The sequence below is a fragment of the Lacinutrix sp. MEBiC02595 genome, assembly GCF_053601555.1.
Genome location: NZ_JBSHNU010000243.1, coordinates 379,678 through 405,575, shown reverse-complemented (window position 1 = coordinate 405,575; position 25,898 = coordinate 379,678). Strand labels below are relative to the sequence as shown.

The window sequence follows — 25,898 nt, the reverse complement described above, 5'->3', positions numbered from 1 at the left end:
TTTATTATTTTATTTGCAGATGCAATGTGTAAATAATGAACTAGGTTAATTTCCTTCTAGCGCAATTCGTTACAGTGCTTATTTATTAGTTCTTTCGATCTACAAGTCCAAAATTCACTTTATACCAAACACGTTCGTGTAAATAATATAATATCATTTTTGTTACTACTTCTGCAAATCCTATTTTAAGACCTGTTAATGGGTCTCCTGAAATTAGCCAAGCTAATAACATCGTATCCATAGTACCTATAAATCGCCAAGTAACGGTTTTTGCTATATGTCTTTTTCTACTTTCTAAAATCTCCCCTTCCTTAGATAGGTTTATTTTAAACCAAACACGTTCATGCAGGTAGTATAAAGTCATTTTTGTGAGTACCTCAGCAAAACCTATTTGAAGCCCTATAAATGGATCTCCTGAGATGATCCAAGATAAAATAATAGTATCTATAGTACCTACAAACCTCCACGTAATAGTTTTAGCAATATGCCTTTTATAAGATACGTCTGCCATTTATTTAGTTACTAAGAAATAACTATTTAATAAATTTTCTTTATTGTATAGAAGCGGTTTATTGGTGTCTTTAGAAATAACCTGTAAACCTACTGCGTTACAAATAGCTTGTCCTGCAGCAGTATCCCACTCCATCGTAGGTGCAAATCTTGGATACACATCTGCGTTACCTTCTGCAACTAAACAAAACTTTAGTGAGCTTCCTTTAGAAACAACAGCAACCTCTTTGCCTTCTGTTTTAATGGTCTCAATAAAATCTAAAGTTTCTTGACTCATGTGCGATCGACTACCTACAACCTGCACTGGATTTGATCCTGCCTCTTTTGGTTGTAGTTTTACAGCAGCTTTAACAACATCTTGCAAAGAAGTGTCATGACTGTTTAATTCTGCTTTAAAAGCTTCCTTATTAGTAACATCTGCAACATAAATAGTTTTTGTCGCTGGCACATAAATAACTCCTAATTCTGGTTTACCATTAGTCACTAGTGCTATATTTACTGTAAACTCTCCGTTACGTTTTATAAACTCTTTGGTTCCATCTACCGGATCTACAACCCAGCAAGTCTTCCATGTTTTTCTTACTGCGTAATCGGTTTGCTTATTTTCTTCACTAATAATTGGAAATTCTGTATTTACCAAATATGCGTTAATCACATCATTGGCTTTTTTATCTGCCTCGGTTAAAGGAGATTTGTCATCTTTAATTTCTACATCAAAGGCAGTATCATATACTTCCATGATGACTTTTCCTGCTTCTAAACTTGCTTGAATAGCTATTTCTAAATTTTTATTCATGGTTATTGGCAATTGCTTTTCTTAAACTGTCTCTCCAATGTGGTATTTCTATTTGAAGATTCGTTTTTATTTTGGTTTTATCTAACACGCTAAAATGTGGTCTTTTGGCTGGTGTAGGATATGCTTCCGATGGAATTGGTAAGACTTTTATTTGAATATTACTTTCTTCAAAAATCGCTTTTGCGAAATCATACCAACTAGCTACTCCTTCATTACTGTAATGATAAACACCATATTGTTGGTTTTGTGAAGTTATTATTTCAATAATCGTTTCTGCTAAGTCTGTAGCATAAGTTGGTGTCCCTATTTGGTCTGCGACGACATTTAATACCTCTCTGTTTTCGGATAATCTAATCATGGTTTTCATGAAATTATTACCATTTTCAGAATATAACCAAGAAGTTCTTATAACAAAATGTTGTTCTAGATTTTTAGCGACTTCTAATTCGCCATCTAGTTTTGTTGCTCCATAAACCCCTGTTGGATTTGTGGTATCTGTTTCTGTATATGCTACAGATTTTTCGCCATTAAACACAAAATCGGTAGACACTTGAATCAAGGTTGCGTTTTTTTCCGCGCAAGCGATAGCTAATTTTTTTGCACCAACAACATTAACTTCCTCTGCTTTTTGTTGTTCACTTTCTGCCTTATCTACAGCTGTGTAAGCCGCACAATTAATACAATAATCAATATTTTGAGTATTAAAAAACTGTTGCACAGCTTCAAAATCGGTAATATTTAATTCTGAAGAATTTGTGTATATAAAGTTTAAATTAGAATGTTTAGATTCTACATCTTTAATACAGTTTGCTAATTGTCCATTTCCTCCTGTCACCAAGATATTTATCATAGTCTAGCGTTCTCTAAAGTTGGCAAAATTACATCTTTTTCTGAAACAAGCAATTCATTTTCAGGCAATTGCCAATCTATCTTTAATTTTGGGTCATTAAAAATGACACCTCCTTCTGCTTCTTTATTATAAAGATTATCACATTTATACGAAAAGATCGCGGTATCACTCAACACAATAAATCCATGTGCAAATCCTCTAGGCACAAAAAGTTGTTTCTTATTATCCTCAGATAATTCCACAGCTACATGTTGCCCGAAAGTTTTTGAGTTTACCCTAACATCTACTGCTACATCTAAGACTTTTCCTTTAACAACACGAACAAGTTTTGCTTGTGCATGTTCGCCAACTTGATAATGTAATCCTCTTAAAACTCCTTTAGAAGAAAAAGACTCGTTATCTTGAACAAAGTCCACTTTCTTATTAATTAGAGTATTAAATTTTTCTTGGTTAAAGCTCTCGAAAAAATAGCCTCTTTTATCTTCAAAAATTGTTGGTTCTAAAATAAAGCACCCTTCTAGCTTGGTTTCTATTGCCTTCATATTAATTTTCTAAAATGCTTAACAAGTGTTTACCATAACCACTTTTTATTAGTGGTTGTACTAAGTTCTTTAATTGCTCTTTGTTTATATACCCCATTCTATAAGCTACTTCTTCTATAGCTCCAATTTTAAGACCTTGTCTTTCTTCAATCACTTGAACAAACTGCGATGCCTGCATAAGTGAATTGAAGGTTCCCGTATCTAACCAAGCGGTACCTTTATCTAATACACTCACCTGAAGTTTACCTTGTTTTAAATACTCTTTATTCACATCGGTTATTTCTAACTCACCTCTATGACTAGGTTTAATGTTTTTAGCAATTTCTACTACAGAATTATCATAAAAATAGATTCCTGGAACTGCATAGTTTGATTTTGGTTTTATTGGTTTTTCTTCTATAGAAATAACCTTACCTTCTTCATTAAATTCGGCTACACCATAACGTTCTGGATCATGCACATGATATGCGTAAATAATACCACCATCCGGGTCGTTATTGGCTTGCAATAATTCTGCAAGACCCGAACCATAAAAGATATTATCTCCTAAAATAAGGGCTACTTTATCCTCACCAATAAAATCTGCACCTATAACAAAAGCTTCTGCTAAACCATTTGGTTCTTCTTGTACTGCGTACTCAAAATTACAACCAAACTTTTTTCCATCTCCCAAAAGTTGTTCGAATAAAGGCAAATCGTGCGGTGTAGATATAATAAGAATATCTTTAATTCCGGACCACATTAAAGTAGCTAATGGATAATATATCATTGGCTTGTCATAGATAGGCATTAATTGCTTACTTACGGCAAGTGTTAAAGGGTGAAGTCTTGTACCTGAACCTCCTGCTAGTATTATTCCTTTCATGTTTTTGTTTTTATATTAGCTGTATTGCTTTTGGTAATATGCTTGATAATTACCACTTGTAACACTATTTAACCAATCTTCATTGTTTAAATACCAATCTATAGTTATTTTTAAGCCTTGCTCGAAGGTTACCGATGGTTTCCAACCTAATTCCTTATTTATTTTAGATGCGTCAATAGCATATCTTAAATCATGTCCTGGACGGTCTTTAACGTATGCTATTAATTGTTCTGAAGAACCTTCTTTTCTACCTAATGCAACATCCATTTGTTGGCAAAGTAGTTTTACTAGATCTATATTCTTCCACTCATTAAAACCACCAATATTATAGGTTTCTCCCTGTTTTCCTTCATGGAATACTAAATCTATGGCAATTGCATGATCTACTACATACAACCAATCTCTTGTATAATTACCATCCCCATAAACAGGTAGTGCTTTGTTATTTATTATGTTATTAATGAATAACGGAATTAATTTTTCAGGGAATTGATTTTGACCATAATTGTTAGAACAGTTTGTTATAACATAAGGCATCCCATACGTTTCGCCATATGCTCTTACAAAGTGATCGGAACTTGCTTTGGAAGCCGAATATGGTGAATTTGGATCATAAGATGTTGTTTCTTCAAACAAACCTGTTTCGCCTAAGGAACCATAAACCTCATCTGTACTGATGTGGTAAAATAACTTGTCTGTAAAATTATCTTTCCATAGTGCCTTAAAGGCGTTTAATAAAATCATGGTACCAATAACATTGGTTCTAACAAATGCTAACGGATCTTTAATAGATCTATCTACATGAGATTCTGCTGCTAAATGAATAACGCTATCAAATTTATATTCTTCAAAAAGAGAATTAATAAAAGCTTCATTAGTAATATCTCCTTTTACAAAAGTATAATTAGAAGCATTTTCAATGTCTGTTAGATTTTCTAAATTACCGGCATAGGTTAAAGCATCTAAATTAACAATATTGTAATCTGGATATTTTTCAACAAACAGTCTAACAACATGAGATCCTATAAATCCTGCTCCTCCTGTAATTAATAAATTTTTCATGAATCTGTTTTTATACTAATTTGTCTGTTAGATTTTCTTTTTTTCCGTAATAATCAATAAAAGATATTAACTTAAACTCTTTAACTAAATAGAACAGCACTATTAAAATTGCTATTAACATTGTAGCTGTTTTTCCATTCTTCCTATAAAAACTATCTACAGTAATTGCTCTTGTAAAATCTTTTTGAAGTCTTACAATTGTTTCCTTTTCTATAAGCTGGTTTTCTAAATCAATAATATTTAGCCTCGCTTCATTTTGCTTACCTAGCAATTCAAATTCTTTTGTATTAATTTTTTCTTTATTATTAGATAGATTCAAACTAACATTTGCTTGGCTAGTTTCTCCATCGGTAGCACTATAATAGCTTTTTAAAATACTAACATAATCTTTTTGTAAATCTTCCGATTTAACTAAATTATCTTTATATGTTTTAATTTCCAATTTAATTTTGGTAGTTACTTTTTGTTGCTCCTCAATAAAATATTTATTGGATTCAATTAGTTTTAAAAACGCATCAGACATCCCACTGTATATAGTTGGATCTTTTGAATACACGAAAATAATTTGTGTTTCAAAATTTTCTAAGTCTTGTATGTCATTAAAGGCTTCTTGCGTAACCATTGCTGTAGAGTCTTTCTCGGCATTGTATTCATTAAAAGCCTCTATGAATTCTGTTTTACTCATATAATCCTTAACACCCAGCTCAACAATTTTAGAAGCTTTTTCTAGAGAAACACCTAGTTCATTACTTAATCCTACAGAATCCTTTTCTTTAGCTAATGTATTTAGTCTTGAAATCGTATTATATAATAAATTTCCTGTTTGAAAATTTTGAGTTATAACGATAGTAGATTGGTATTTTTTACTAGAATATTTATCCAATAGATAAAAAGAGACATAAACTAATATACAACCTCCTAAAACTTTTAGGAAGTGCTTTTTTAATATACTTATAATAACAAGAATTAATATTCCTATTTTTTCTAAAACCCAAACAATAGCAGAAAATATTTTATAAATAAAATTGCCTATCCTTTTAAAAATCCTTTCAATAAAAGAAAACAATTGCCCTAAATCGATTTCTTCAGAATTATTTGTATCTGGTAATTTATCACTCATAATCGTTTGTTAGTTAAATATTTGTTGTAAAATTTTTCTTGTTATTAAGTATGTTGGTTTTACACCAGAAGTTCCTAAACCTCCAGATGCTAATGTACCTCCTGTTTCTAATGGATTATCACTTGCGTAATATGCATAACGCACTTTAACGTCTTCGTTTATACTTCCTCTTACTTTAGAGGCTGCTTGAATTGCTTTTTGGTAATGTGCACCTTCCATTTCTAGACCAATTACATTCCAAGTAGAGCTATGAAAGAACTTTAAAATATCTTTATTTTGTAAAGAAGTACCTAAAACAGTAATCATAGAACCTTCAAATATTTGTAATCCTTGTCCTTCTAAATCTGCTGTACACAATTCATTTTTAAAAGGATAATTGTCTGCTGTACCTTCAAAAATATGTGCAGAAGGTATCATAATATCTCCTTTTCCTCCTTCTAAAATACCTGCTTTTCCCATAATAGAAATAGAATCTACATATAAATGTGTTTTCTTTCCGTTAGGTTTATATGGCTTTAAAAGTTCATCTATAGTTTCGTAAGCTTGCTCACCAAAAGCATAATCCATTACAATAATAATTGGTTTTTCTGCTTCTAGTTTTTCTTGGTTAACGTCTATGTCTACTTTAGAAAAATCTATTTTTGCAGTATCAAAAACCTGGACATTAATATTGGTACCAGACTCATCTTGAATATAAAGCATTCCTTTTTGCAATGCTTCTTTAGTTACCTTATCACGTAAATCTTTATTATCCTTATGACTTATAGCTTCATAAACTTCAAAAATATCATTTTTAGAAGCTAAAGACTTTAAGGCATTTGGAGCAAAAAGCGTATTCATTACACTATGCATGTTTGCACTAATGACATGAATTGGTCTTTCTAGCAATTCGTTTTTATGTAAAATTGCTTTTATATTATTTGCCCAAATCTCTCCATGAATATGATGTCCTAATCGTTCTCTTAAAACAGGACTAAAAGTAACCGTTCTTTTATTGTTGTTTACAACTTCTTCAATGGCTAATTTACCTAGCCAATACACAATGTGTAATAAACGTTCTGGTTGTGTTGGTATGGCAAAATCTTCATACACTTCATTTAGCTCATTAAAGGTTCTTCCTAAAATATTAGCGGTATGTGTTATTGCTATTTCGCGTTCTTGTTGTGTAAGTTTCTTTTTGGTAGTTACTGCTTTTTCAAGCTTAATCCAATCTCGAGTAGTAGAGCCATTTTCATCTATTAAAACGCGTTTGCTAATTTTATGAGATTCTACAAAAAGAAAAGTAAGATGTGTCAGTATATCATAAATTTCTGAGCGACCACGAGTAATCTCGATGTTCATTTGCTCTTCATCTATTCGATAGCAATTACGTCTTCTTTTTGGTGGAATTATAGTCTTAAAATGGGAATTAGCATAGCCTTCATCACTAGTTAAGTTTATAAAGGTGCATTCTTCTATTCCTTCTGGTAATCTATCTACTACATAAAGTAGTCCTTCTAGTTCTGCTTTTTCTTCGCCAATAGAACCATAAATTTCTGGTCTTAACAATAACAATGCCTCACGTAATGTTTCCCCTGAAACACCCATTGGTTTATAAAAACCACGATTAAAAAGGTGTCGCATAGTAATATACATACGCTCAATAGCATTTGAGCTCTCTTGGGCTCTCGTTCTTGCATGATGTTTTTTGTTACTCATATACTTTATTTAACCCGCAAATATAGTATTATTTCGTGAGATTTAATGTTTCTAAATTATCAACTAATTTTCTGTCGTTAGATAAACGCGGTAATTTGTTTTGTCCGCCAAGTTTCCCAATAGATTTCATATAATCCTGAAAACCACCTTTTTTAACTAAAGTAATCTTTAAAGGTTGCAATACTTTGCCTACTATTAAATCTAAATAATAACTATTCTGTTTCTGTAATGAAGCGTCCATTTTTTGCGCTAAAGCGGAAATACTTTCAGGTTCTTTTTCAAATTCTATAAACCATTCATGATATGGCAGTCCTTCTGTTGGATTAATTTGAGGTGCTACTGAAAACTCAGAAACCTCCCCATTACCATCTTCTAAAGCTTCTTGCAATGCTTGCTCTACTTCTTTACCAATAACATGTTCCCCAAAAGCAGAAATAAAATGTTTTATTCTACCAGAAACAATAACTCGGTATGGTTTTGTAGAAGTAAACTGCACCGTATCCCCAATATTATATGCCCAAAGTCCTGCATTTGTAGAAATGAGCATCACGTAATTTACATCTACCTCTACATCTTTAATAGTAAGTCGTTTTGGGTTTTCATTAAAAAATTCGTCTGCTTTTATAAACTCATAAAAAATCCCCGATTTTAATTGCAGCAACATTCCTTTTTCGTTCTGTTTGTCTTGGTATGCAAAAAAGCCTTCACTTGCAGGATAGAGTTCTATGCTATCTACTTTTCGTCCTATTAAACTCTCGAATTTTGCTCTATAAGGCTCATAGTTTACACCTCCAAAAATAAACAAATTGAAGTTTTTAAAAATATCACCAACCTTTTTCCCTGTTTTTTCCTGAAGCCTTTCAAAATACATTTGTACCCAAGATGGTATTCCAGAAATGATGGTCATATTTTCTGGCAGGGTTTCTTCTACAATAGCATTTACTTTTGTTTCCCAATCTTCAATACAATTGGTTTCTAGAGAAGGCATTCTATTTTTTTGAAGGTATTTTGGTACGTAATGTGCTACAATACCCGAAAGCCTTCCTAATTGTATGCCGTTTTGTGTTTCTAGAATTGGAGAGCCTTGAAGGAAAATCATTTTACCATCCACAAACTTCGCATTTCCAGTTTCATGAATATACAGTAAAATAGCGTTTCTAGCGGCTTCTACATGCGTTGGCATGCTTTCTTTGGTAATCGGAATGTATTTAGCGCCAGAGGTTGTACCGGATGTTTTTGCAAAGTAAACAGGTTTCCCTTTCCAGAGTATATCTTCTTCTCCTGCAACCACTCTTTCTACATACGGTTTTAAGTCTTCGTAATCTCTAACCGGAACGCGCTTAATAAAGTCTTCATGATTATTAATGCTTATAAAATCATGGTCTTTACCAAATTGTGTAGTCGCAGCATCGCTAATTAATTTTTGAAATACTTTGTGCTGTGTTTCCACAGGGTTATTCGCCCATTTTTGAACAGATTTATATACTCGTTTTGCAAATGGTTTTGCTAAAGCAGCTTTTAATGAGAACATTATTTATGGTGTTTTTTAAACCAGTTGGAAATTAATTCGTTTCGTTCTTCTTCAAAATTGGATACACTATGATTTCCGCCTTCAAAAATTTTAAACTGAAAATCTTTTTTATTAGAACTTGCAAAAGAGTCTCTTAATATTTGCGCCTCTTCTACTTCCACCTTAGAATCCTCGCTTCCATGAAGAATTAGCGTTGGTTCATTTAATTTATTGTGCCAAAAAACAGCCGATCTTTCTTCATATTCCTTTCTTTTAGTTAAAGAATCTCCAATTAATGGTTGCATCACTTTGGTATACATTCTTGGTCTAGATTTAGATAAGCGAAAAAGGTTTGTTGGCGATCCAACAATTGCTATACTATTTATAGCATCCGATAATTTAGAAACTTGATAGGTATTCATTCCGCCTCTAGATATACCAAATACGTGCATATTTTTTGCATCTACAAATTCTAAATCTTGCGCTATATCCATTAGATTTAAAATATCGTTTACATCTTTCCCTCCAAATTCATCTACGCCTTCACTATACATATTACCTCGTAGTTGGGAGGCCAAAACAACAAAACCTTTCGTTGCTAAACGGTTCATTATTTGAAGTTGATAATCACTAATCGCACCAAAACTTTGATTTCCTCCGCGGCAATAAATTATCGCTGGTAATTTTGTTGTTGGTTTATATTGTGTTGGTCTTGCAATAAATCCTTCAATATTTAAACCATCCGATTTATAATTAATTTTATAGGTATCTACGCCATCAGAATGAAACATTTCTGTTTCGTTTAAAAGTATTTGAGAAACTATTTGCGCATGAAATGTAGTTTCCTGATTTTCTTTACATGAAAAACAGATTATCATAAAAACGAACAAGATTATACCGCAAATTTTTCTCATTCAAAGTCTATAAAATTGGTTGGGTTAATAGGGTATCCATCACTCCAAAGTTCAAAGTGTAAATGCGGTCCTGTTGTAAATTCTCCTGAATTTCCAGACATAGCAATCACTTCACCCGCTTTTACTAAATCCCCTTGCTCTTTGTTTAAAGACGCGTTGTGTTTATATACAGAAATTAATCCGTGGCTATGCTCTACAATAATTACGTGCCCTGTTTTGGTTGTCCAATCTGCAAAAATAACAATACCATCTGCAGTTGTTTTAATAGGCGTATTTTTAGCAACTGCAACATCTACAGCATAGTGTTTTTCTTTGGCATTATAGCTTTCTGTAATGGTTCCGTTTACTGGAGGAAACAATACAAAACTAGCATTAGAGGTTGCCGACTCAAAAAGATTATACTTATCTTCTTTATCCACTTTTTCGCGTAATAAAGAATCTTCTTTATTTGGTGCAAGATCTATTTCGCTTACATCTAATTTAGCAGCTTCCACAATAGAGTCTCTATTAAAGTTTTCACTACTTAATTCCCCATGTAATACTTTTTTTATCGAAGAAAAATAACGTTCATTTATGGTTATTACTTTTTCTAAAGAATCCGTTTTATGGTTTAATATAGTAGCTTTCTTTTTTAAAGCTGTAGAAGAGTAACCTGGAATATATTCTTTTAACGGCGTAAACGCTATAAAAAATGTTGTAGCCGTAATTAATAGGATGGAGGATATGGCAAGCAAGACAAATACGTTAAGCCTGGTAAGCTTAAAGGATAAGCGCTCTTCAAAAGTATCTTCATTAAGTATAACTAGTCTATACTTATGTAGTAACTTTTTTGCTATTTTTTTTTCTTTGTTATTTTTTCTTTTCATGCTTAAAACAAAAGTATATAAAATTATAAAGTCTTACTTTAATATTATACTAAAGTTGTGGTTTAAACGATAATATTAAACTTTAATTATTAACTTTGCTCTAAATTTAAAGATTATGATTTTAAATATGATACCTCTTTTTATAGGTTGGCCTCAAGTAGTATTAATTGCTGTAGTTGTTTTACTAATTTTTGGTGGTAAAAAAATACCAGAACTTATGCGTGGTCTTGGTAGTGGGATTAAAGAATTTAAAGACGCTACTAAAGAAGAGGAAGAAGAAAACAAAAAAGAATAATTACCTTCTTTTTTATACAAAACAAAAAAAACCAACGTATTGCGTTGGTTTTTTTTTGTTTTATATTTTTAAATATGTCTATTCCAATTTTATAGATTTAATAATAGCTTCTAACTCAAACATATAATCTCGTTTTGAAACAGAAGGAGCAAAAGCAAAACCTTCTATAACCACATAGCGATCGTTTACTTTATCTTCTATCATATAATTTACAAAAGGTCCAGACATAAATGCATTTTCCATATCCCAAATACCTTTTGTTTCTATAGTTGGCTTGTTATCTATAATGGTTTCCGAAAGAAAAGGTGCGTACGCATCCTCGGTAACCATATATGCATCTTCTGTTGCTCCAGGAATATAAATTTTGTTAACAGAATCTCTAATTTTAATAATCTGATTTATTAAACTATCGTTTTTCTTAATAGCATTAGATGGAAGCGCATATAACATTAAATTAGTTGTACCTGTATTAATATCTTTTCTAATCCAGAACACATTGTTTTCTTCTTTTGCTATTCGATATGCAGTAGGAAAATTTATAGTAAATCCTAGTTTTTCTTTAATGCTATTGTTTTTATTTAAAGATAAATTTATTCTTCGTTGCTTTTCTTTTAGCTCTTCGTTTTTAAAAGCCGCTACTATTTTAACTGCATTATCTTTAATTTGCTTGATAATCTCTGCATTCGTTTTACCTGTGATTAAAACCAGTTTTTGTGGTCTTGCATACACATCACTTGCAATTTTCACTGCAGCTTCTGCCGTTCCTTTTTCGATTTTTAAAACCGTTCTATTTTTGGTTACAAAGCCAGAAAATACTTGTGGTGGTATTTGTGCCATTGTAAAAAAGGGCTCGTCTTGTGGCAAACCATAAATTGGAGCAGCAAGCACGCCTCTAATCGACTCTCCTACTTCACCATCCCAAAGTTCGTTGTCTACAACTACAGAAATATTATTAAGTGTCCCTGAAGATGCTGAAACGATTCTTTTGTTAGAAGATTTACTATCCTCACAAGATGTAAACAGTAGTATTACCATTGCAATACAAAGAAAATTACGCATAATTGTTAGTTTTTATAGAAGTATTAGCTTTTAGAAACTACAAGCTTCATTCCTGGTTTTAAATTGTTACCACTAATATCGTTCCAATCTCTAATATTTTGAATAGAAGTTCCTGGGAATTTTTGAGAAATACTCCAAAGGGAGTCTCCACTTTTAACCATATATGTTTTGGCATTGGCTGGAAACGCAGTTTTTACTTGTTTTTTGGGTGTGTTTTTTGTTGTTGCAGCGGTGTTTCTTGGATAAATAGTTAAGCGCTGTCCTATTTTAAGATTATTGCTTCGTAAACCATTCCATTGTTTTAATTGACTAACGCGAACACCAAATTTTCTTGCAATTTTTCCGAGGTAATCCCCATTTTGCACTTTATATCTGGTTTTACTTTCCGAATTAAAGAATTGGGGTAATTGTTTTTCACGTTTATCCAATTCCGCTTTAGCCAAAGCATAGAATGCTTCTTCGTTATTTACAAACTTCCCTACTACATCTCTTGGCAATCTTAACGTATAATTCTCGTCTTTTACCACAGGAATAATATCTAGTTTATACGAAGGGTTTAAAAACTGAAGCGTTTCGATCTGCACTCCTGTTGCTTCGCTAACTTGATCTAAGGTAATCATATGTTTTACTTGAACCGTATCTGTTTCTATATATTGAAACTCTGGTTTCACAGGTTTAAAACCGTGTTCTTCCGCAAATTCAAAAATATACATGGTTGCCAAAAAAGCGGGTACATAACCTGCTGTTTCCCGTGGAAGATTATGACGAATATTCCAATAATTCTCATAGCCACCAGAACGTCTTATGGCTTTACTTACATTTCCTGGACCAGAATTATATGCTGCAAGCGCAAGATCCCAATCGCCAAAAATTTCATAAAGCCTCGCTAAATATTTTGATGCGGCTTCTGTAGATTTTATTGGGTCACTACGTTCATCTACATAAGAGCTTACATTTAAGCCGTATTGCTTTCCTGTTGCAAACATAAATTGCCACAAACCTGTAGCGCCAACTCTAGATCGTGCTCTTGGTTTTAAAGCAGATTCTACAATGGCTAGATATTTCATTTCTAACGGAATGTTATAATTGTCTAATTCACGCTCAAACATTGGAAAATAATAATGGCCTAATCCCATTAATTTCTCAAAGGACCTTCTTCTATGTTTTAAAAAAGATTTAATGACACTTTCTAACGAAGGATTATATTCTACATTAAAAGGGGTTCTTGCATTTAATTCTGCAAGTCTAGATTTTAATAATTCAGTAGATAATTCGGGATAATAAACATCTTTATAATCTAAGTCACCAACAGCTTTGTAAATAGTATCAAACAAAGAATTACTATATAATTCTTCTAACCATTTTTCGTCAATTTTTGCTGCGTAGTCATTATCTAAAAGTGCACTATCCAGATCTAGTTCTTCAATAATCTTTATTTCCTTTTTATAGTAAGCTTGACCATCCACTATAGTATCTATAATGTAATTTTCACCAGCTTCCAATTGCTGCTCTGTAAGGCGTAAATTCTCTGTTGCCACTTGTAAAGAATCTTGTGCTTGAAGCATAGCAAGACCTAAAAAATAAACAAAGAAAAAGAGTTTTTGTAATTGCATGATTGTATAATTAGCGTCTTCTTTTAACGTATAAGATACTAAATTCGTGTTTTATTAAAATAAAAAAGTTTGTGCGGCTTTGTACTATTCTAAAATAGCAGCAATTCCTGGAAGCGTTTTACCTTCTAAGCTTTCTAACATAGCTCCTCCACCAGTACTTACATAACTAACTTTATTTTCAAAGCCAAATTGTTTTACTGCTGCAACAGAATCGCCACCTCCAACTAATGAAAATGCTCCTTTTTTTGTTGCTTCTGCAATAGAGTTTCCTAAAGCAATGGTTCCGCTTGCAAAGTTTTCCATTTCAAAAACACCTAAAGGACCATTCCAAAGAATCGTTTTACATTGTAATACGACATCATTAAAAATTTGCTTCGATTTTGGTCCGCAATCTAAACCTTGCCAACCATCTGGAATTTTATTTATATCGCAAACTTGTGTTTCTGCATCGTTACTAAAAGCATTAGCAGCTAAAACATCTACAGGAATATGAATTTGAACTCCTTTTTCTTTTGCTTGTTTTAAAATTTCTAAAGCTAGTGGCATTTTATCATCTTCACAAATAGAATCTCCTACTTTCCCGCCTTGCGCTTTAACAAAGGTGAAACTCATTCCTCCTCCAATTATTAGGTGATCTACTTTATCTAGAATATTTTCAATTATTGTAATTTTTGAAGATACTTTAGCTCCTCCTAAAATAGCAAGAACCGGTTTTTCTCCTGTTTCCATTACTTTTTTAATGCTTTCTATTTCTTGTGCTAATAAATAACCAAAACATTTTCTTTCTGGAAAAAATTGAGCAACAACAGTTGTAGAAGCATGTGCACGATGTGCTGTACCAAAAGCATCATTTACATAAATGTCTCCTAATTTTGAAAGTCCTTCAGCGAAGTCTTTGTCTCCTGCTGTTTCTTCTTCATGAAAACGTAAATTTTCTAATAATAAAATTTCGCCTGGTTTTAAGTTTTTTGCTGCTTCTTCAGCTTCCTTACCAACACAATCGGAAACAAACTTTGTTTCTACTCCAATGATTTCTTCAATTTTATTTGCAATGTGACGTAAAGAAAATTCGTCTTGAACTCCTTTTGGTCTTCCTAAATGCGACATTAAAATACAGCTTCCTCCATCTTCTAAAACTTTAATAATGGTTGGCTTTGCAGAACGTATTCTGGTAGCATCTGTTACTTGAAAGTTTTCATTTAATGGTACATTAAAATCTACTCTTATTAATGCTTTTTTGTTTTTAAAGTTAAAGTCGTTTAGTGTTTTCATTTTTGTGGTATATAAAAATTGCGCATATTATTTTGAACGCTAAAGGTCTTCAAAATAAATAATATGCGCAATATTATTATTGTTGTACGAATTTATCGTGTTTTACTCTTCGTCTTCTATATTACCAACCACAGGCTTTGCTTCTTTTAAAACATCTCTTGTAACCAATAAATCGTTGTTCTCTAGGTTATTTTCAATATAACAGCTTTCGCTAATATCTGTTTTAAAAGCGGTGAAAAACATATAAAATCGATCTGCTTTGGTATAGATTTTAAAATCTAATTCCTTTTGATTGTTAGCCAATAAAGCATTATTGGCGTTAGGAATATCGAATGTTACAAGATCGAACCCTAAGGTGTTTTCGCTTTTAGGAAGTCTTTCTGTTACATATTCTTCGTTTTTTGTGATCTTACTATTAAAGAAATTAGATGCCGGTCTTAACTTAGAACTCATAGTAATAAACCGGTTGTCTTTATTACTAAAAATAGCACATTTATCTGTTTTTAGTTTTGCATCTCCTTCAATTGCTGCCATGGTAATACTAGCGTCAATTTCACCAAACGCTGTGGTCTTAAAATTATTAAATTGAATAGCTAATGGCTTTTTATTTACCAGCGACAAACCGTGATATGTACTAATGTATTTAAGTGTAGCGTCTTCTTGTTCATAAACAACATATAATACCCAACCAGCAGAACTCCCGCCCGTTATAACGCCCTCGGTCGCTCTTATATTTGCAACGGTAAAGTATCCATTTGTATTACTACTTTGCAAGATTGAAGTTACATCTGCATAACAAACATAAGGTGAATTTGAGGCAAAGAATTTTTTATCATGACCATCAAAAAGGACTTCTCCTTTTATGTTTTTATATTCTTGATTAGGCGTTTTAAATTTTATGTAATTAATTGTAGTGTCTCTTTCTCCTTTTCCTTTCACTATCATTTTGTTATTTACTACTTTGTATTGCCCTTTTTTAAAACCATACGTTGCACTCCAATATAAAGCAGCAAACTTTATCTTATTAACATTTTGTGGTAATTCCAATGCTGCCGCACTAGAACTAAAGGTATCCTTTTCATTGTCAATATCTACATATTTCATTTCGACTTTGTCATTCATCAAGCCTATTTGATTATAGTTTTGATTACCATGTTCGCTTAAAATATTATTACCAATAGCAACAGCATCGCCTTGAATATAAAATTCTTTTTGCGTGCTTAACGGACGTTCTTGAATGGGTTCTAATGTTTCTAGATTTTGTGCACTTGTAGAAAACACAATAAGTACAGCAAAGCTATATTTAAGTAGATTTTTCATTTTAGGTAGGGATTTGGGATTGTCAAGATACGTAATTAATACACTTTATCTATATTATTAGTATTTAATCGTGATTTAACAGGCTTTTATAGTACTTATGAAGTATAAATACTTCCTGTTTTCTTTAAAATTGAAGTTTGGTTTTGTATTTCCTTTTAAGGATAAAAACTATATTTGCGCTATGCTTTTTAGTGATATTTTAGGACAAGAACATATAAAAAACCATTTAACACAAAGTGTTGATAATGGTAGAATTGCACATGCACAATTATTTGTAGGCCCAGAAGGTTCTGGTACGCTACCAATGGCTATTGCGTATGCACAATACGTTTTATGTGGCAATACAAACAAAGAGAACAACAGTGGAAACCCTGCTTGCAACCTTAAATTTAATAACCTTTCACATCCGGATCTCCATTTTGCTTTTCCTGTTACTACCAGTGATAAAGTAAAAAGCAAACCTGTTTCTAGTTATTATTTAGAAGAATGGAGACAACTACTAAAAGAGCAACCGTATGGCAATCTGTTTGATTGGTATAAATTACTTGGTGTAGATAACAAACAAGGACAAATTGGTGTTGATGAAGCGCTACAGGTTGTAAAATCTCTTGCCTTAAAATCTTATGAAGGTGGTTATAAAATAATGATCATTTGGATGGCAGAAAAAATGAACACTGCCGCTTCGAACAAGCTTTTAAAACTAATTGAAGAACCACCAAACAAAACTATTTTTCTTCTAATTGCGGAAGACGAAGAGCAAATAATTAATACGATTAAATCCCGCTGTCAAATTTTACATTTTCCTCCTTTGGCAGAAAATGATGTAAAAGAAGGCTTAGTAAAACAATATAATTTAGACAATTCTGTAGCAACCAAAATTGCACATCAGGCCAACGGAAACTACAACAAAGCTTGTGATTTAGTATATCAAGATAGTGAAGATATACAGTTTGAAACGTGGTTTATTTTTTGGATTAGAAGCGCATTTAAAGCGAAAGGAAACAAAGCAGCTATTCATGATTTAATAACCTGGAGTGAAGACATTGCTAAAACAGGAAGAGAAACTCAAAAGCAATTTCTTCAATTTTGTATCGACTTTTTTAGACAAGCATTATTAATGAATTATAACGCAAATGAACTAGTCTATTTTGAACCTAAAACGGAAAAATTTAAACTAGAAAACTTTGCTCCTTTTATACATGGTAACAATATTTTGGAAATATCGAATGAGTTACAAGATGCTATTTACCACATAGAACGTAACGGAAATTCTAAAATAATCCTAACTGATTTATCTATAAAACTAACCAGATTACTGCATAAAAAAAGCCAAGCATAAGCTTGACTTTTAAAACAATACTACATTTTATATTACTTAGTGTACGAAGCATTTAACGCTTCAGCAACTGTTTTTGTAATATCATTAGCTTCGGTTCCGTACATCACGCTACCAGCTTCATTCTTTCCTAAGATATATGTGTAACCGTTGTTCTTTCCATAATCTGCTACAAAGTCTCTTACCTTAACAAGAGCAGAATCAATTTCCACTTGAAATTCTTGTTGCATTGCTTGTTGCTGCATTTGCACTTGTCTTTGTAAACCTTGTTGCTTTTGCATTAACTCTTGGTATTTTTCTTGCTGCTTGCTTTGAGACATTTTTGCTGCTGCAAGTTCAAAAGCTTTTGCTTCTATTTGAAAACCGTTAGCTAAACTATCAGTGTTCTTTTTAAAAGCTTCATCTTTAATTTTAAATTTTGCTTCAATGTCTTTTTTCCCTTGATATTCATTTATTAATTCTCCATTATCTATAAAAGCAATTTTTTGTTGCTCACAAGAAGTAAAAACGAAAACGGTTACAAGTGCTAAAATTATTTTTTTCATGGTTTGTGATTTTTATTTTTTAATCTGCGCAAATGTAAAAAAAGGAAAGGAAATTACTTGTATAAAATATACTTATACTTAAAACACAATCTATAAGTGAAATTTATTAAAAACCACCTCGTATAACGCCTTTTAAGGCGTTTTTAAAAAAACAAGATGTATTCTATTGTTTTTGGTCCTAAAAACCGATTTACAATAGTTAAAACAAGAATTAGCTGTTTTTTAGCACATAAATTAACGAAGAGTACTCTCCAGAACGTTTTCCTTTTTGATTAGAAAGAAATCCGAACCAAAAAGCTTTAAAAGGATTCATAAATCCAGATTTATATTTTTCAGAAAGTAGACTCACGTAATACGCATCAAATTGCATAGGAAGTGTTTTTACAATCTTCATATTTTCTTTAGCAAAAAGTTTTGCAATAGATTCTTGATTAAAATGCCAAAGGTGTCTTGGCACATCTAAAGCTGCCCAAAAGTGTTTATAATGTTTTGAATCATAACTTTTATAGTTGGGTACCGCAATAATTAAAGTTCCGTTTTCCTTTAATAAACTTTTAAAAACAGCAACTTGATCTTCTAGATTTGGCAAATGTTCTAATACATGCCATAAAGTAATCACATCAAAACTATGTTTGTTAAAAGCTGATAACTGTTTGGTGCTATAAACCGCATTACCAGTTTTACTATTTGAGATAGCTCTTGCTTCTTGGTTTGGTTCTATTCCAGAAACATTCCAATTGCTATTTTTAGCTACCTGCAAAAAATCTCCGGTACCACAACCAACATCCAAAAGGTTTTTTTCTTCCGAATTTTTAAAGTCCGCATTACTAATGGAAAAAGAATTAATAAGTTTTAATTTTCGTTTTAAAGAAATACCTCGAATGATATGATATACTTTTTCAAGTATATTTCTTTTAGAATCTGTGTGCGAAATATAGTCTTCGGTTTTATAATATTCAGAAAGTTTTTCTTCTTTAGGCTGCGGCATTGTTTCTAAAAAACCATAGGTTTTATTTTCTACCAATTCAAATGCTTCACCAGAAACAGAATGATCTTTCACTTTTAGAGGTATGTAATTTTCTTTCATTTGGAATAAATTCTGAAAACAGATTCAGACGGAGAAATAAATATATTTTAGTTTCGTTCTTTTAATTGTAAAATGTTCTAATACGCTTTAAAACGCATTCGGATATCGTCTAAATATTTTGCAACAATATATCTGTAAAACGAATTTGTACTCAAAGCATCTTCTCCATTTTCGTCATTCGCAACGATATAAATGAATTGCTTCTTTTTACCTTTCTTCACCAATTCTGGATCTTCCTTTTCAAAAATATAATCCGTAAAATCTAAATATTGATTAGATTCTTCTTTACTTAAAACACGAATTACAAATGGTACATCTTCAATTTCTACAATAAAATTAGTAGAAGAAAAACCAGGAGTATCTCCAAAACGTTCTTCTAAATATTTATCAAACGCACGCTTTCCTTTATAGATTTGAAAACTAAAAACATTTTGATTTTTAAAATCTGCACCTCCTTTTTTAGTCCCTTCTATAATATGATATCCATTAATATCTGGAACCGATTTCACAGGAATACAAGAGCCTAATAAAACAAGAAATAGAACAAATAACAAGTGTGGTTTCATAGTATAATTCTCAATGGTTTTACTTCCAAATACAATCTAAAAAAACAACATGTTCCACGTGGAACACAAAAATAAATATTAGTTTATATACAAAAATTACCTTCCCATATACACCAACAATACCGAAATATCACTTGGTGAAACACCACTAATTCTAGAGGCTTGAGAAATGGTTACTGGTTGAATTTTATTTAATTTTTCACGTGCTTCTAAACTCATCGATTGCAATTTAGAATAATCAAAACCTTCTGGTATTTTAATATTCTCTAACCTATTTAACTTATCTGCATTTAGTTTTTCTTTAGCGATATAACCAGCATACTTTACTTGTATTTCTGTTTGCTGAATTACTTCATTATCTAAATCATGCGCTTGAATATAACCTTCTACAACCTCCAGTTTTCGCATATCTTCAATCGAAATATTAGGTCTTGCAAACAACTTATGCATCTTCCCTTGCTGTTTAATTGGCGCAGAATCTTTCGCTTCTAGAACAGGATTTGCTTCCTTAGTAGTAATACTAGTATCTTTAAAAAACTGAACAAATTTATCTGAAGCACTAAACTTTTCTTCCATTCTAATCAAACGTTTTTCACTCGCTAAACCTAAGGCATGCCCTTTTGGTGTTAAACGAATATCTGCATTATCCTGACGTAATAACGTTCTATATTCTGCACGAGAAGTAAACATTCGATACGGCTCTTCTGTTCCTTTGGTTATCAAGTCATCTATCAATACTCCAATATACGCTTCATCTCTTTGTAACATAAAAGGATCCTTTTCCGCCACCTTTAAACTCGCATTTATTCCTGCCATCAAACCTTGAGAAGCCGCTTCTTCATATCCAGTTGTTCCGTTAATTTGACCAGCGAAATATAAACCAGAAACCAACTTAGTTTCTAAAGTATGCTTTAATTGTGTTGGTGGAAAATAGTCATATTCGATAGCATAACCAGGTCTAAAAAACTTCACGTTTTCAAAACCAACCACAGAACGCAATGCTTTAAATTGAACATCTTCTGGAAGCGAAGTGGAGAATCCATTAATATAATATTCAACGGTATTCCATCCTTCCGGTTCTACAAAAAGTTGGTGTCTATCTTTATCTGCAAATCGATTTATTTTATCTTCAATCGACGGACAATATCTTGGTCCGAGACTTTTAATTCTACCATTAAACATTGGTGAACGATCAAATCCTTCACGAAGTAAATCATGCACTTCCAAACTCGTATACGTCATGTGACAAGAACGTTGTTTTGTCAACGGTTTGGTACTATCTAAATACGAGAATTTTTCAGGAACAGCATCCCCAGGTTGTTCTTCCATTTTAGAAAAATCTAAAGAACGACCATCTACTCTTGGTGGTGTTCCTGTTTTCATTCTACCAGATTCAAACCCTAAAGTTATAAGTTGTTCCGTAATTCCTGTAGCAGCTCTTTCCCCAGCTCTTCCTCCTCCAAAATTCTTATCTCCAATATGGATTAATCCATTTAAAAAAGTTCCATTAGTTAACACTACAGACTTCCCTCTTACTTCTACGCCAAGTGAAGTTTTTACACCAACCACTTTATGATTTTCTACAATTAAACTAGAAACCATTTCTTGATAAAAATCTAAGTTCTTCGTTTGCTCTAAAAGTAATCTCCAGTCTTCCGCAAAACGCATTCTATCGCTTTGCACTCTCGGACTCCACATAGCAGGTCCTTTCGATTTATTAAGCATTTTAAACTGAATAGCAGAAGTATCACTAACAATACCACTATACCCACCAAGCGCATCTATTTCGCGCACAATTTGTCCTTTAGCAATTCCTCCCATTGCAGGATTACAAGACATTTGCGCAATGTTTTGTAGGTTCATGGTAATAAGCAATGTTTTGCTTCCCATGTTTGCTGCTGCCGCTGCTGCTTCACTTCCTGCGTGACCAGCACCTACAACTATAACATCATATACTTCGTTAAACATGTAATTATAACTTTAAAATGTTTTTGTTTGTTTCTTTAAAAAAAAGAGATTGTTCCACGTGGAACACTTTGCTTCTTAACTAAAAAATGAGTGCTAAAAAATTAGATGGATGCTAATTGCTTCAAGTAAAAATTCTCTTTGCTTCGCATCAACTTAGCTTCCTCTTCGCTCTTATCCTTATATCCGCAGTAATGCAAAATACCATGAACAAGCACACGTTGCACTTCTTCTGCGAATTCTACTTTAAAATCTTTCGCATTATCTTCTACCCTTTCTATAGATATGAAAATATCACCCTGTAAGGTTTTTCCCATCGAATAATCGAAGCTAATAATATCTGTCAAAGTATCATGCTTTAAAAATTCTACATTTAATTTATGCAGATATGCATCGTCACAAAAGACATAATTAATCTCATCCTCTGTACAACCTTCCGAAACAATTACACTAGATATCCATTTAGCTAATTGTTCTTCGTTGTTTAATTTAAAATCGTTCTCGTAATTAAAACTAATCATTGTTTTGTTTAAAGTACTCTTGCACTTTCTTTTTATAAATTGGTTGCAAAGGTAAGCTTTGTCTGTTTAATATTTCTGTAGTGTTAAAATATTGTTTTGCAGTAGGAATTTGATTATTGGTTTTATTATCAAATTGTCTTTGGTTAGCTTCCGATTCTCTTTTTTCTTCCTGACCTTGTTGAAAAGTTGCTTGTTCTAATTTAAGCAATTGATGTTTTAAATTCATCATTTTTTCCATCGTCTGATTGGTAAAACCCTTATTCAAAAGATCCATTTCAATCTGCTCCATTTGTTTTACCAAATTACTTCGTACACCACTCTTTCCCTCTTTAGCCAATCGATCTTGCAACGCCTGACGAATTTGTTGTTGTTGCTGATAAATTCTATATAACTCTCCGTTCAACTCTTCATTACTACCTTCTCCTTCCCCTTGCTTATCACCTCCTTCTCCACCTTCTCCTTCTTTACCTTCTCCTTTTTCTTTGCCCTTTTCACCTTCTTTCCCTTTCTCTCCTTCTCCAGATTTACCCTTTTCACCTTCCTTCATTTTACCTTGCATTTCTTTAGCAAGTTGTTCTTGACTTTTAATAATATCTGGAAGTCCACCTTCACCTCCTTTTCCTTCTCCTGGTTTTGGTTTTCCTTTTCCTCCTTCTCCTTCACCACTCATTTGCATTTGCATATTATCTAATGCATTGCTTAAAAAATCTGCTAAATTATTAGCCGATGTTATCGTGTACTGCTGACTAGAAACACCTTTACCTATCTGGTTTTCAGAGAATACGGTTAAAGATTTGTCGATGTTATAAAAGACCTCACCGATTTCTTTATTCACTTTTTCTGAAATTTTTGGTTGCCGAAGCGATAACGCAAACAAACTATCATCGATATGTGAAAAATGTTCTCTTAAATCATGTTGTTTACGCAAATACGAAGCATATTTATTATGGTTGATCTCTATACTTTCAAACTGATACATTAGCGATTCTTGGTCGAAAGAAAACAATAATAGGTTATCCAGAATTTGACGAAGCATTTCCACATCTTCTGCCATTTGTTCTCCGCTTGAAGAAGCCATACTCGCCTGCATTTCTTCACTCATTTTTTTCATTTTTTGAGCTGCTTGCTTTTGTTTTTGTTTGGCTTGTTTCTGGCTATCTTGTTTTTGTTGTTCTTCTTGACTTTCTTCTTTTTCCTCTAATTTATCGGAAGCTTCTTGTTGATCATCCTTAACATTTTCTTCTTCATTTTTATCTCTATCAATATCCTCTGGTTGTTTTAATTCTTTATTTTCTTTTTCCAGAGCATCCATTTCTTTTTGAAAGTCTTCAAACTCTTTATTAATTTCGTCTTGCTTTTCTTTCGTATTATTTTCTGGTGTTTCCTCCGATAGCTTTTCTTGCTTCTCAGCTAACTTTGCTAATTCTTGTTGTAACTCTTCTAGCTTTTTACCGATATAGTATTTTTTAGTAAGTTCTAATAATTGTTCTAAACTGCGCTTTTGATTTTTGTTTTGTTTGGCAAGCTTTTCTAATTTATCACTTAACTCTTCTTTATCTAATTTGTCGATTTTTTCTTGCAATTTCTGTAACTCGTCTAGCAGTTTCTCATCTTTTTTAAGCTGCTGTTCATTTTCTTTTAAACGCTCCTTTAAATCCTCTTTAAATGGGTCATCTTCCTTTTCTTGCTGAAATTCCTCTAAATTATCCTTCAACTTTTTATTAAAACTCTTCATCATCTCTTCTTGCTCCTTTTGACGTTTCAAGAAGTTATCTAATTTGCGTTTATCGTTAAAATTTAATTCTGTCTTTTCTTTTTGGGTTTTAGAAAGTTCTTGTAATTCTTTTTCACGTTCTTCAAATTTCTTTATCGATTTATCTAAATCTTGAATGGTTTCCTTTTGTTCTTGTAACTGCTTCTGCTCTTCTTCGTCCTTGGTTAATTTTCTATAGGAGAAAACTTCACTTTTAGTTCGTTTATAATTATGAATCGCATCATTATCAAAAACCTGAAAATATAATTCATAACTTATACCTTCCGTAATTTCTAAATCATTTGGAAAAGCACTGATAAAATCGGCTACGTTAGACTTAGAAATTGGAATATTTACCGTTGTCTTTTCCCTCTCTTTTTCCGAAGGATAATATACCAATTGCAATTTATTCAATCCGTAATCATCGCTTACTTGTCCGTAGAAATAAAGACTTTGCTGATCTAAACTATCTACTTGCATTTGGATATTTAGTTCTGGATATTCGTCTTTTATCACATCGATGCTAAAGGCCAAATTTTCGTAGTCTTTTAGATTCGCATTACTCGTGGTGAGATTGTATTTTAAATGATCATAAATACGTTTAGAAGCCTCAAAAACACCTAAGGCATTAGAATTAAAATCTAAGGTATCTTTTGCATATAAACGGACTTGCTCTGTTGCTTTGGTATTTAATTTCCAAGTAACATTAGTTCCTTGTGGAACTACAGCGTTTCCTGTGCTCTTAAGCGTTTCATCTCGTTTTTTAGTATGACTCGGATAGTGTAAAACCATATCAAAACTCAATAAAGTTGGTGCCTCAATGACCTCTAAAGTATAGGCTTTTGACGTTACGGTATTTGCCGAAAGTTGAAACGTAATATTCTCCTTTGGTTTTGGTAAAACATACTCAAAATTACCAATAGCTTTTTGTTGTAAAAAATAGGTTTCGTTATTATAGGTGATTTGTACATTTTCTGGTTGCACTTCTCCAGCCGTTTTTACAAAAAGTGTAAAATCCTTATTTTCTGTTGCTTGTAGATTTTCATTAACCACAAAAAACTGAAAAGGCGCTGGTGGTTCATATGCTGTTTTGTAATCTACAACTCTTTTATAGCTATCGCTAAACCAATCTAAATGTCCCGAAATGGATGCCAAAAGCAATATCAAAAGAGGAATTGCCGCGTACTTTAAATACTTGGTGTTCTTTTTAAAATTAACCGCAAGCTTAAATGGTATTGGTTGCAGTGTTGCTGATTTTTGCTCGATACTTGCAAGAAGTAATTCCGATGAAGATTCAGATTGCTTTAGCTGTAAAACATTAAGAAGTTTATCACTAACTTCTGGAAAATGTGTACCAATAATTTTGGAAGCATCTAAATAATCTATTCCTTTTTGAAGCTTTAATAGCTTAGCTAACGGAATAGCTATAAATTTAGCAAACAACAACAACTCCACAACTACAAAGAGCCAAAACAAAACGGTTCTTCCTGTAGAACTTAACCATAAAAAATGCTCTATAAGTAAGGTGACTAAAAAGTATAATAACCCAATACTAAAAAATAGAATTGTGCCTTTAATTAGCTCATTAGTGTAATATTTTCTAATAAACGATTCAAGTTTTGCTTGTATGTTTTTAAAGTTGCTCAATATATTAATATAGATTTCCGCCTTTGCCAGAAGCCATTTTTATACATTTATCTTTGTAAAAGCAAAGATAGTCTAGCTTAATCTACTAAACTACAATTTTATTTTAAAGAGTATTTATAATTATGTGTTAATTGTATCTTTGCACTTAAGTTCCTGAAATAACTTCAGGATTACAGTTTTAATTGA

The 25,898-nt window shown here is 32.2% G+C and carries 23 protein-coding genes; 2 read left to right on the top strand and 21 right to left on the bottom strand.

Annotation, left to right across the window (positions count from 1 at the left end):
* Nucleotides 1-85: 85 nt before the first annotated feature.
* The 11 genes from ACVCZW_RS15420 to ACVCZW_RS15370 are packed head-to-tail and all read right to left on the bottom strand — an operon-like array spanning nt 86 to nt 10,733.
* Nucleotides 86-511, bottom strand: a complete 426-nt coding sequence (locus ACVCZW_RS15420) for a DUF2061 domain-containing protein (protein ID WP_452230581.1) — start codon at nt 509-511, stop codon at nt 86-88.
* Nucleotides 512-1,306 carry a 3'(2'),5'-bisphosphate nucleotidase CysQ gene (gene cysQ / locus ACVCZW_RS15415; protein WP_452230580.1) on the bottom strand — a complete coding sequence of 265 codons (795 nt, stop codon included), beginning with the start codon at nt 1,304-1,306 and terminating at the stop codon, nt 512-514. It lies immediately after the preceding gene.
* Entirely contained in the window at nt 1,299-2,156 is an 858-nt protein-coding gene (gene rfbD, locus ACVCZW_RS15410) for a dTDP-4-dehydrorhamnose reductase (protein WP_452232823.1), read from the bottom strand. Before rfbD ends, cysQ begins: the two co-directional genes overlap by 8 nt.
* Nucleotides 2,153-2,698: a dTDP-4-dehydrorhamnose 3,5-epimerase gene (rfbC, locus tag ACVCZW_RS15405; RefSeq protein ID WP_452230578.1), complete on the bottom strand. Its 546-nt coding sequence runs from the start codon at nt 2,696-2,698 to the stop codon at nt 2,153-2,155. The genes rfbD and rfbC overlap by 4 nt, the downstream gene beginning before the upstream one ends.
* A gap of 1 nt (nt 2,699) precedes the next feature.
* Nucleotides 2,700-3,563, bottom strand: a complete 864-nt coding sequence (rfbA, locus tag ACVCZW_RS15400; RefSeq protein WP_452230577.1) for a glucose-1-phosphate thymidylyltransferase RfbA — start codon at nt 3,561-3,563, stop codon at nt 2,700-2,702.
* 15 nt (nt 3,564-3,578) lie between these two features.
* On the bottom strand, nt 3,579-4,625 hold the full coding sequence (gene rfbB / locus ACVCZW_RS15395) for a dTDP-glucose 4,6-dehydratase (protein WP_452230576.1): 1,047 nt from the start codon (nt 4,623-4,625) through the stop codon (nt 3,579-3,581).
* Nucleotides 4,626-4,635: 10 nt separating this feature from the next.
* Nucleotides 4,636-5,745 carry a hypothetical protein gene (locus ACVCZW_RS15390; RefSeq protein WP_452232822.1) on the bottom strand — a complete coding sequence of 370 codons (1,110 nt, stop codon included), beginning with the start codon at nt 5,743-5,745 and terminating at the stop codon, nt 4,636-4,638.
* A gap of 9 nt (nt 5,746-5,754) precedes the next feature.
* Nucleotides 5,755-7,443 (bottom strand): DUF6909 family protein, encoded by a 1,689-nt coding sequence (locus tag ACVCZW_RS15385; protein ID WP_452230574.1) that lies wholly within the window; start codon nt 7,441-7,443, stop codon nt 5,755-5,757.
* 28 nt (nt 7,444-7,471) lie between these two features.
* Complete coding sequence (locus ACVCZW_RS15380) at nt 7,472-8,974, bottom strand: GH3 auxin-responsive promoter family protein (protein ID WP_452232821.1); 1,503 nt, start codon at nt 8,972-8,974, stop codon at nt 7,472-7,474.
* The gene (locus ACVCZW_RS15375; protein WP_452232820.1) at nt 8,974-9,867 is read right to left on the bottom strand and encodes an alpha/beta hydrolase family protein; all 894 of its coding nucleotides are present in this window, start codon (nt 9,865-9,867) and stop codon (nt 8,974-8,976) included. Before ACVCZW_RS15375 ends, ACVCZW_RS15380 begins: the two co-directional genes overlap by 1 nt.
* Nucleotides 9,864-10,733: a M23 family metallopeptidase gene (locus ACVCZW_RS15370; protein ID WP_452232819.1), complete on the bottom strand. Its 870-nt coding sequence runs from the start codon at nt 10,731-10,733 to the stop codon at nt 9,864-9,866. The genes ACVCZW_RS15375 and ACVCZW_RS15370 overlap by 4 nt, the downstream gene beginning before the upstream one ends.
* Nucleotides 10,734-10,848: 115 nt before the next feature.
* Here ACVCZW_RS15370 and tatA point away from each other — a divergent pair, with 115 nt between their 5' ends.
* On the top strand, nt 10,849-11,028 hold the full coding sequence (gene tatA, locus ACVCZW_RS15365; protein WP_452230570.1) for a twin-arginine translocase TatA/TatE family subunit: 180 nt from the start codon (nt 10,849-10,851) through the stop codon (nt 11,026-11,028).
* 78 nt (nt 11,029-11,106) lie between these two features.
* Here tatA and ACVCZW_RS15360 read toward each other — a convergent pair whose 3' ends face one another.
* The 4 genes from ACVCZW_RS15360 to ACVCZW_RS15345 form a co-directional block, all read right to left on the bottom strand.
* Nucleotides 11,107-12,087 (bottom strand): DUF4837 family protein, encoded by a 981-nt coding sequence (locus ACVCZW_RS15360; RefSeq protein ID WP_452232818.1) that lies wholly within the window; start codon nt 12,085-12,087, stop codon nt 11,107-11,109.
* A gap of 23 nt (nt 12,088-12,110) precedes the next feature.
* Nucleotides 12,111-13,700, bottom strand: coding sequence for a LysM peptidoglycan-binding domain-containing protein (locus ACVCZW_RS15355; protein WP_452232817.1), 1,590 nt, complete (start codon nt 13,698-13,700; stop codon nt 12,111-12,113).
* Between the two features lie 84 nt (nt 13,701-13,784).
* Complete coding sequence (locus ACVCZW_RS15350; RefSeq protein ID WP_452230567.1) at nt 13,785-14,972, bottom strand: phosphoglycerate kinase; 1,188 nt, start codon at nt 14,970-14,972, stop codon at nt 13,785-13,787.
* Nucleotides 14,973-15,074: 102 nt separating this feature from the next.
* The gene (locus ACVCZW_RS15345) at nt 15,075-16,292 is read right to left on the bottom strand and encodes a hypothetical protein (protein WP_452232816.1); all 1,218 of its coding nucleotides are present in this window, start codon (nt 16,290-16,292) and stop codon (nt 15,075-15,077) included.
* A 181-nt stretch (nt 16,293-16,473) separates the two neighbouring features.
* Between ACVCZW_RS15345 and ACVCZW_RS15340 the strand changes: the two genes are divergently transcribed.
* Nucleotides 16,474-17,631 carry a DNA polymerase III subunit gene (locus ACVCZW_RS15340; RefSeq protein WP_452233020.1) on the top strand — a complete coding sequence of 386 codons (1,158 nt, stop codon included), beginning with the start codon at nt 16,474-16,476 and terminating at the stop codon, nt 17,629-17,631.
* 32 nt (nt 17,632-17,663) lie between these two features.
* On the opposite strand, the gene ACVCZW_RS15335 is transcribed toward ACVCZW_RS15340, so the two are convergent.
* From ACVCZW_RS15335 to ACVCZW_RS15310, 6 genes are all read right to left on the bottom strand, one after another.
* Nucleotides 17,664-18,173: an OmpH family outer membrane protein gene (locus ACVCZW_RS15335; RefSeq protein ID WP_452230565.1), complete on the bottom strand. Its 510-nt coding sequence runs from the start codon at nt 18,171-18,173 to the stop codon at nt 17,664-17,666.
* A 211-nt stretch (nt 18,174-18,384) separates the two neighbouring features.
* Nucleotides 18,385-19,260, bottom strand: a complete 876-nt coding sequence (locus ACVCZW_RS15330) for a class I SAM-dependent methyltransferase (protein WP_452232815.1) — start codon at nt 19,258-19,260, stop codon at nt 18,385-18,387.
* A 77-nt stretch (nt 19,261-19,337) separates the two neighbouring features.
* Complete coding sequence (locus tag ACVCZW_RS15325; RefSeq protein ID WP_452230563.1) at nt 19,338-19,826, bottom strand: hypothetical protein; 489 nt, start codon at nt 19,824-19,826, stop codon at nt 19,338-19,340.
* Nucleotides 19,827-19,922: 96 nt separating this feature from the next.
* Nucleotides 19,923-21,794, bottom strand: coding sequence for a tRNA uridine-5-carboxymethylaminomethyl(34) synthesis enzyme MnmG (mnmG, locus tag ACVCZW_RS15320; protein ID WP_452232814.1), 1,872 nt, complete (start codon nt 21,792-21,794; stop codon nt 19,923-19,925).
* A 101-nt stretch (nt 21,795-21,895) separates the two neighbouring features.
* Nucleotides 21,896-22,312 (bottom strand): rRNA maturation RNase YbeY, encoded by a 417-nt coding sequence (ybeY, locus tag ACVCZW_RS15315; RefSeq protein WP_452232813.1) that lies wholly within the window; start codon nt 22,310-22,312, stop codon nt 21,896-21,898.
* Complete coding sequence (locus tag ACVCZW_RS15310) at nt 22,305-25,712, bottom strand: hypothetical protein (protein WP_452232812.1); 3,408 nt, start codon at nt 25,710-25,712, stop codon at nt 22,305-22,307. The genes ybeY and ACVCZW_RS15310 overlap by 8 nt, the downstream gene beginning before the upstream one ends.
* Between the last annotated feature and the right edge of the window lie 186 nt (nt 25,713-25,898).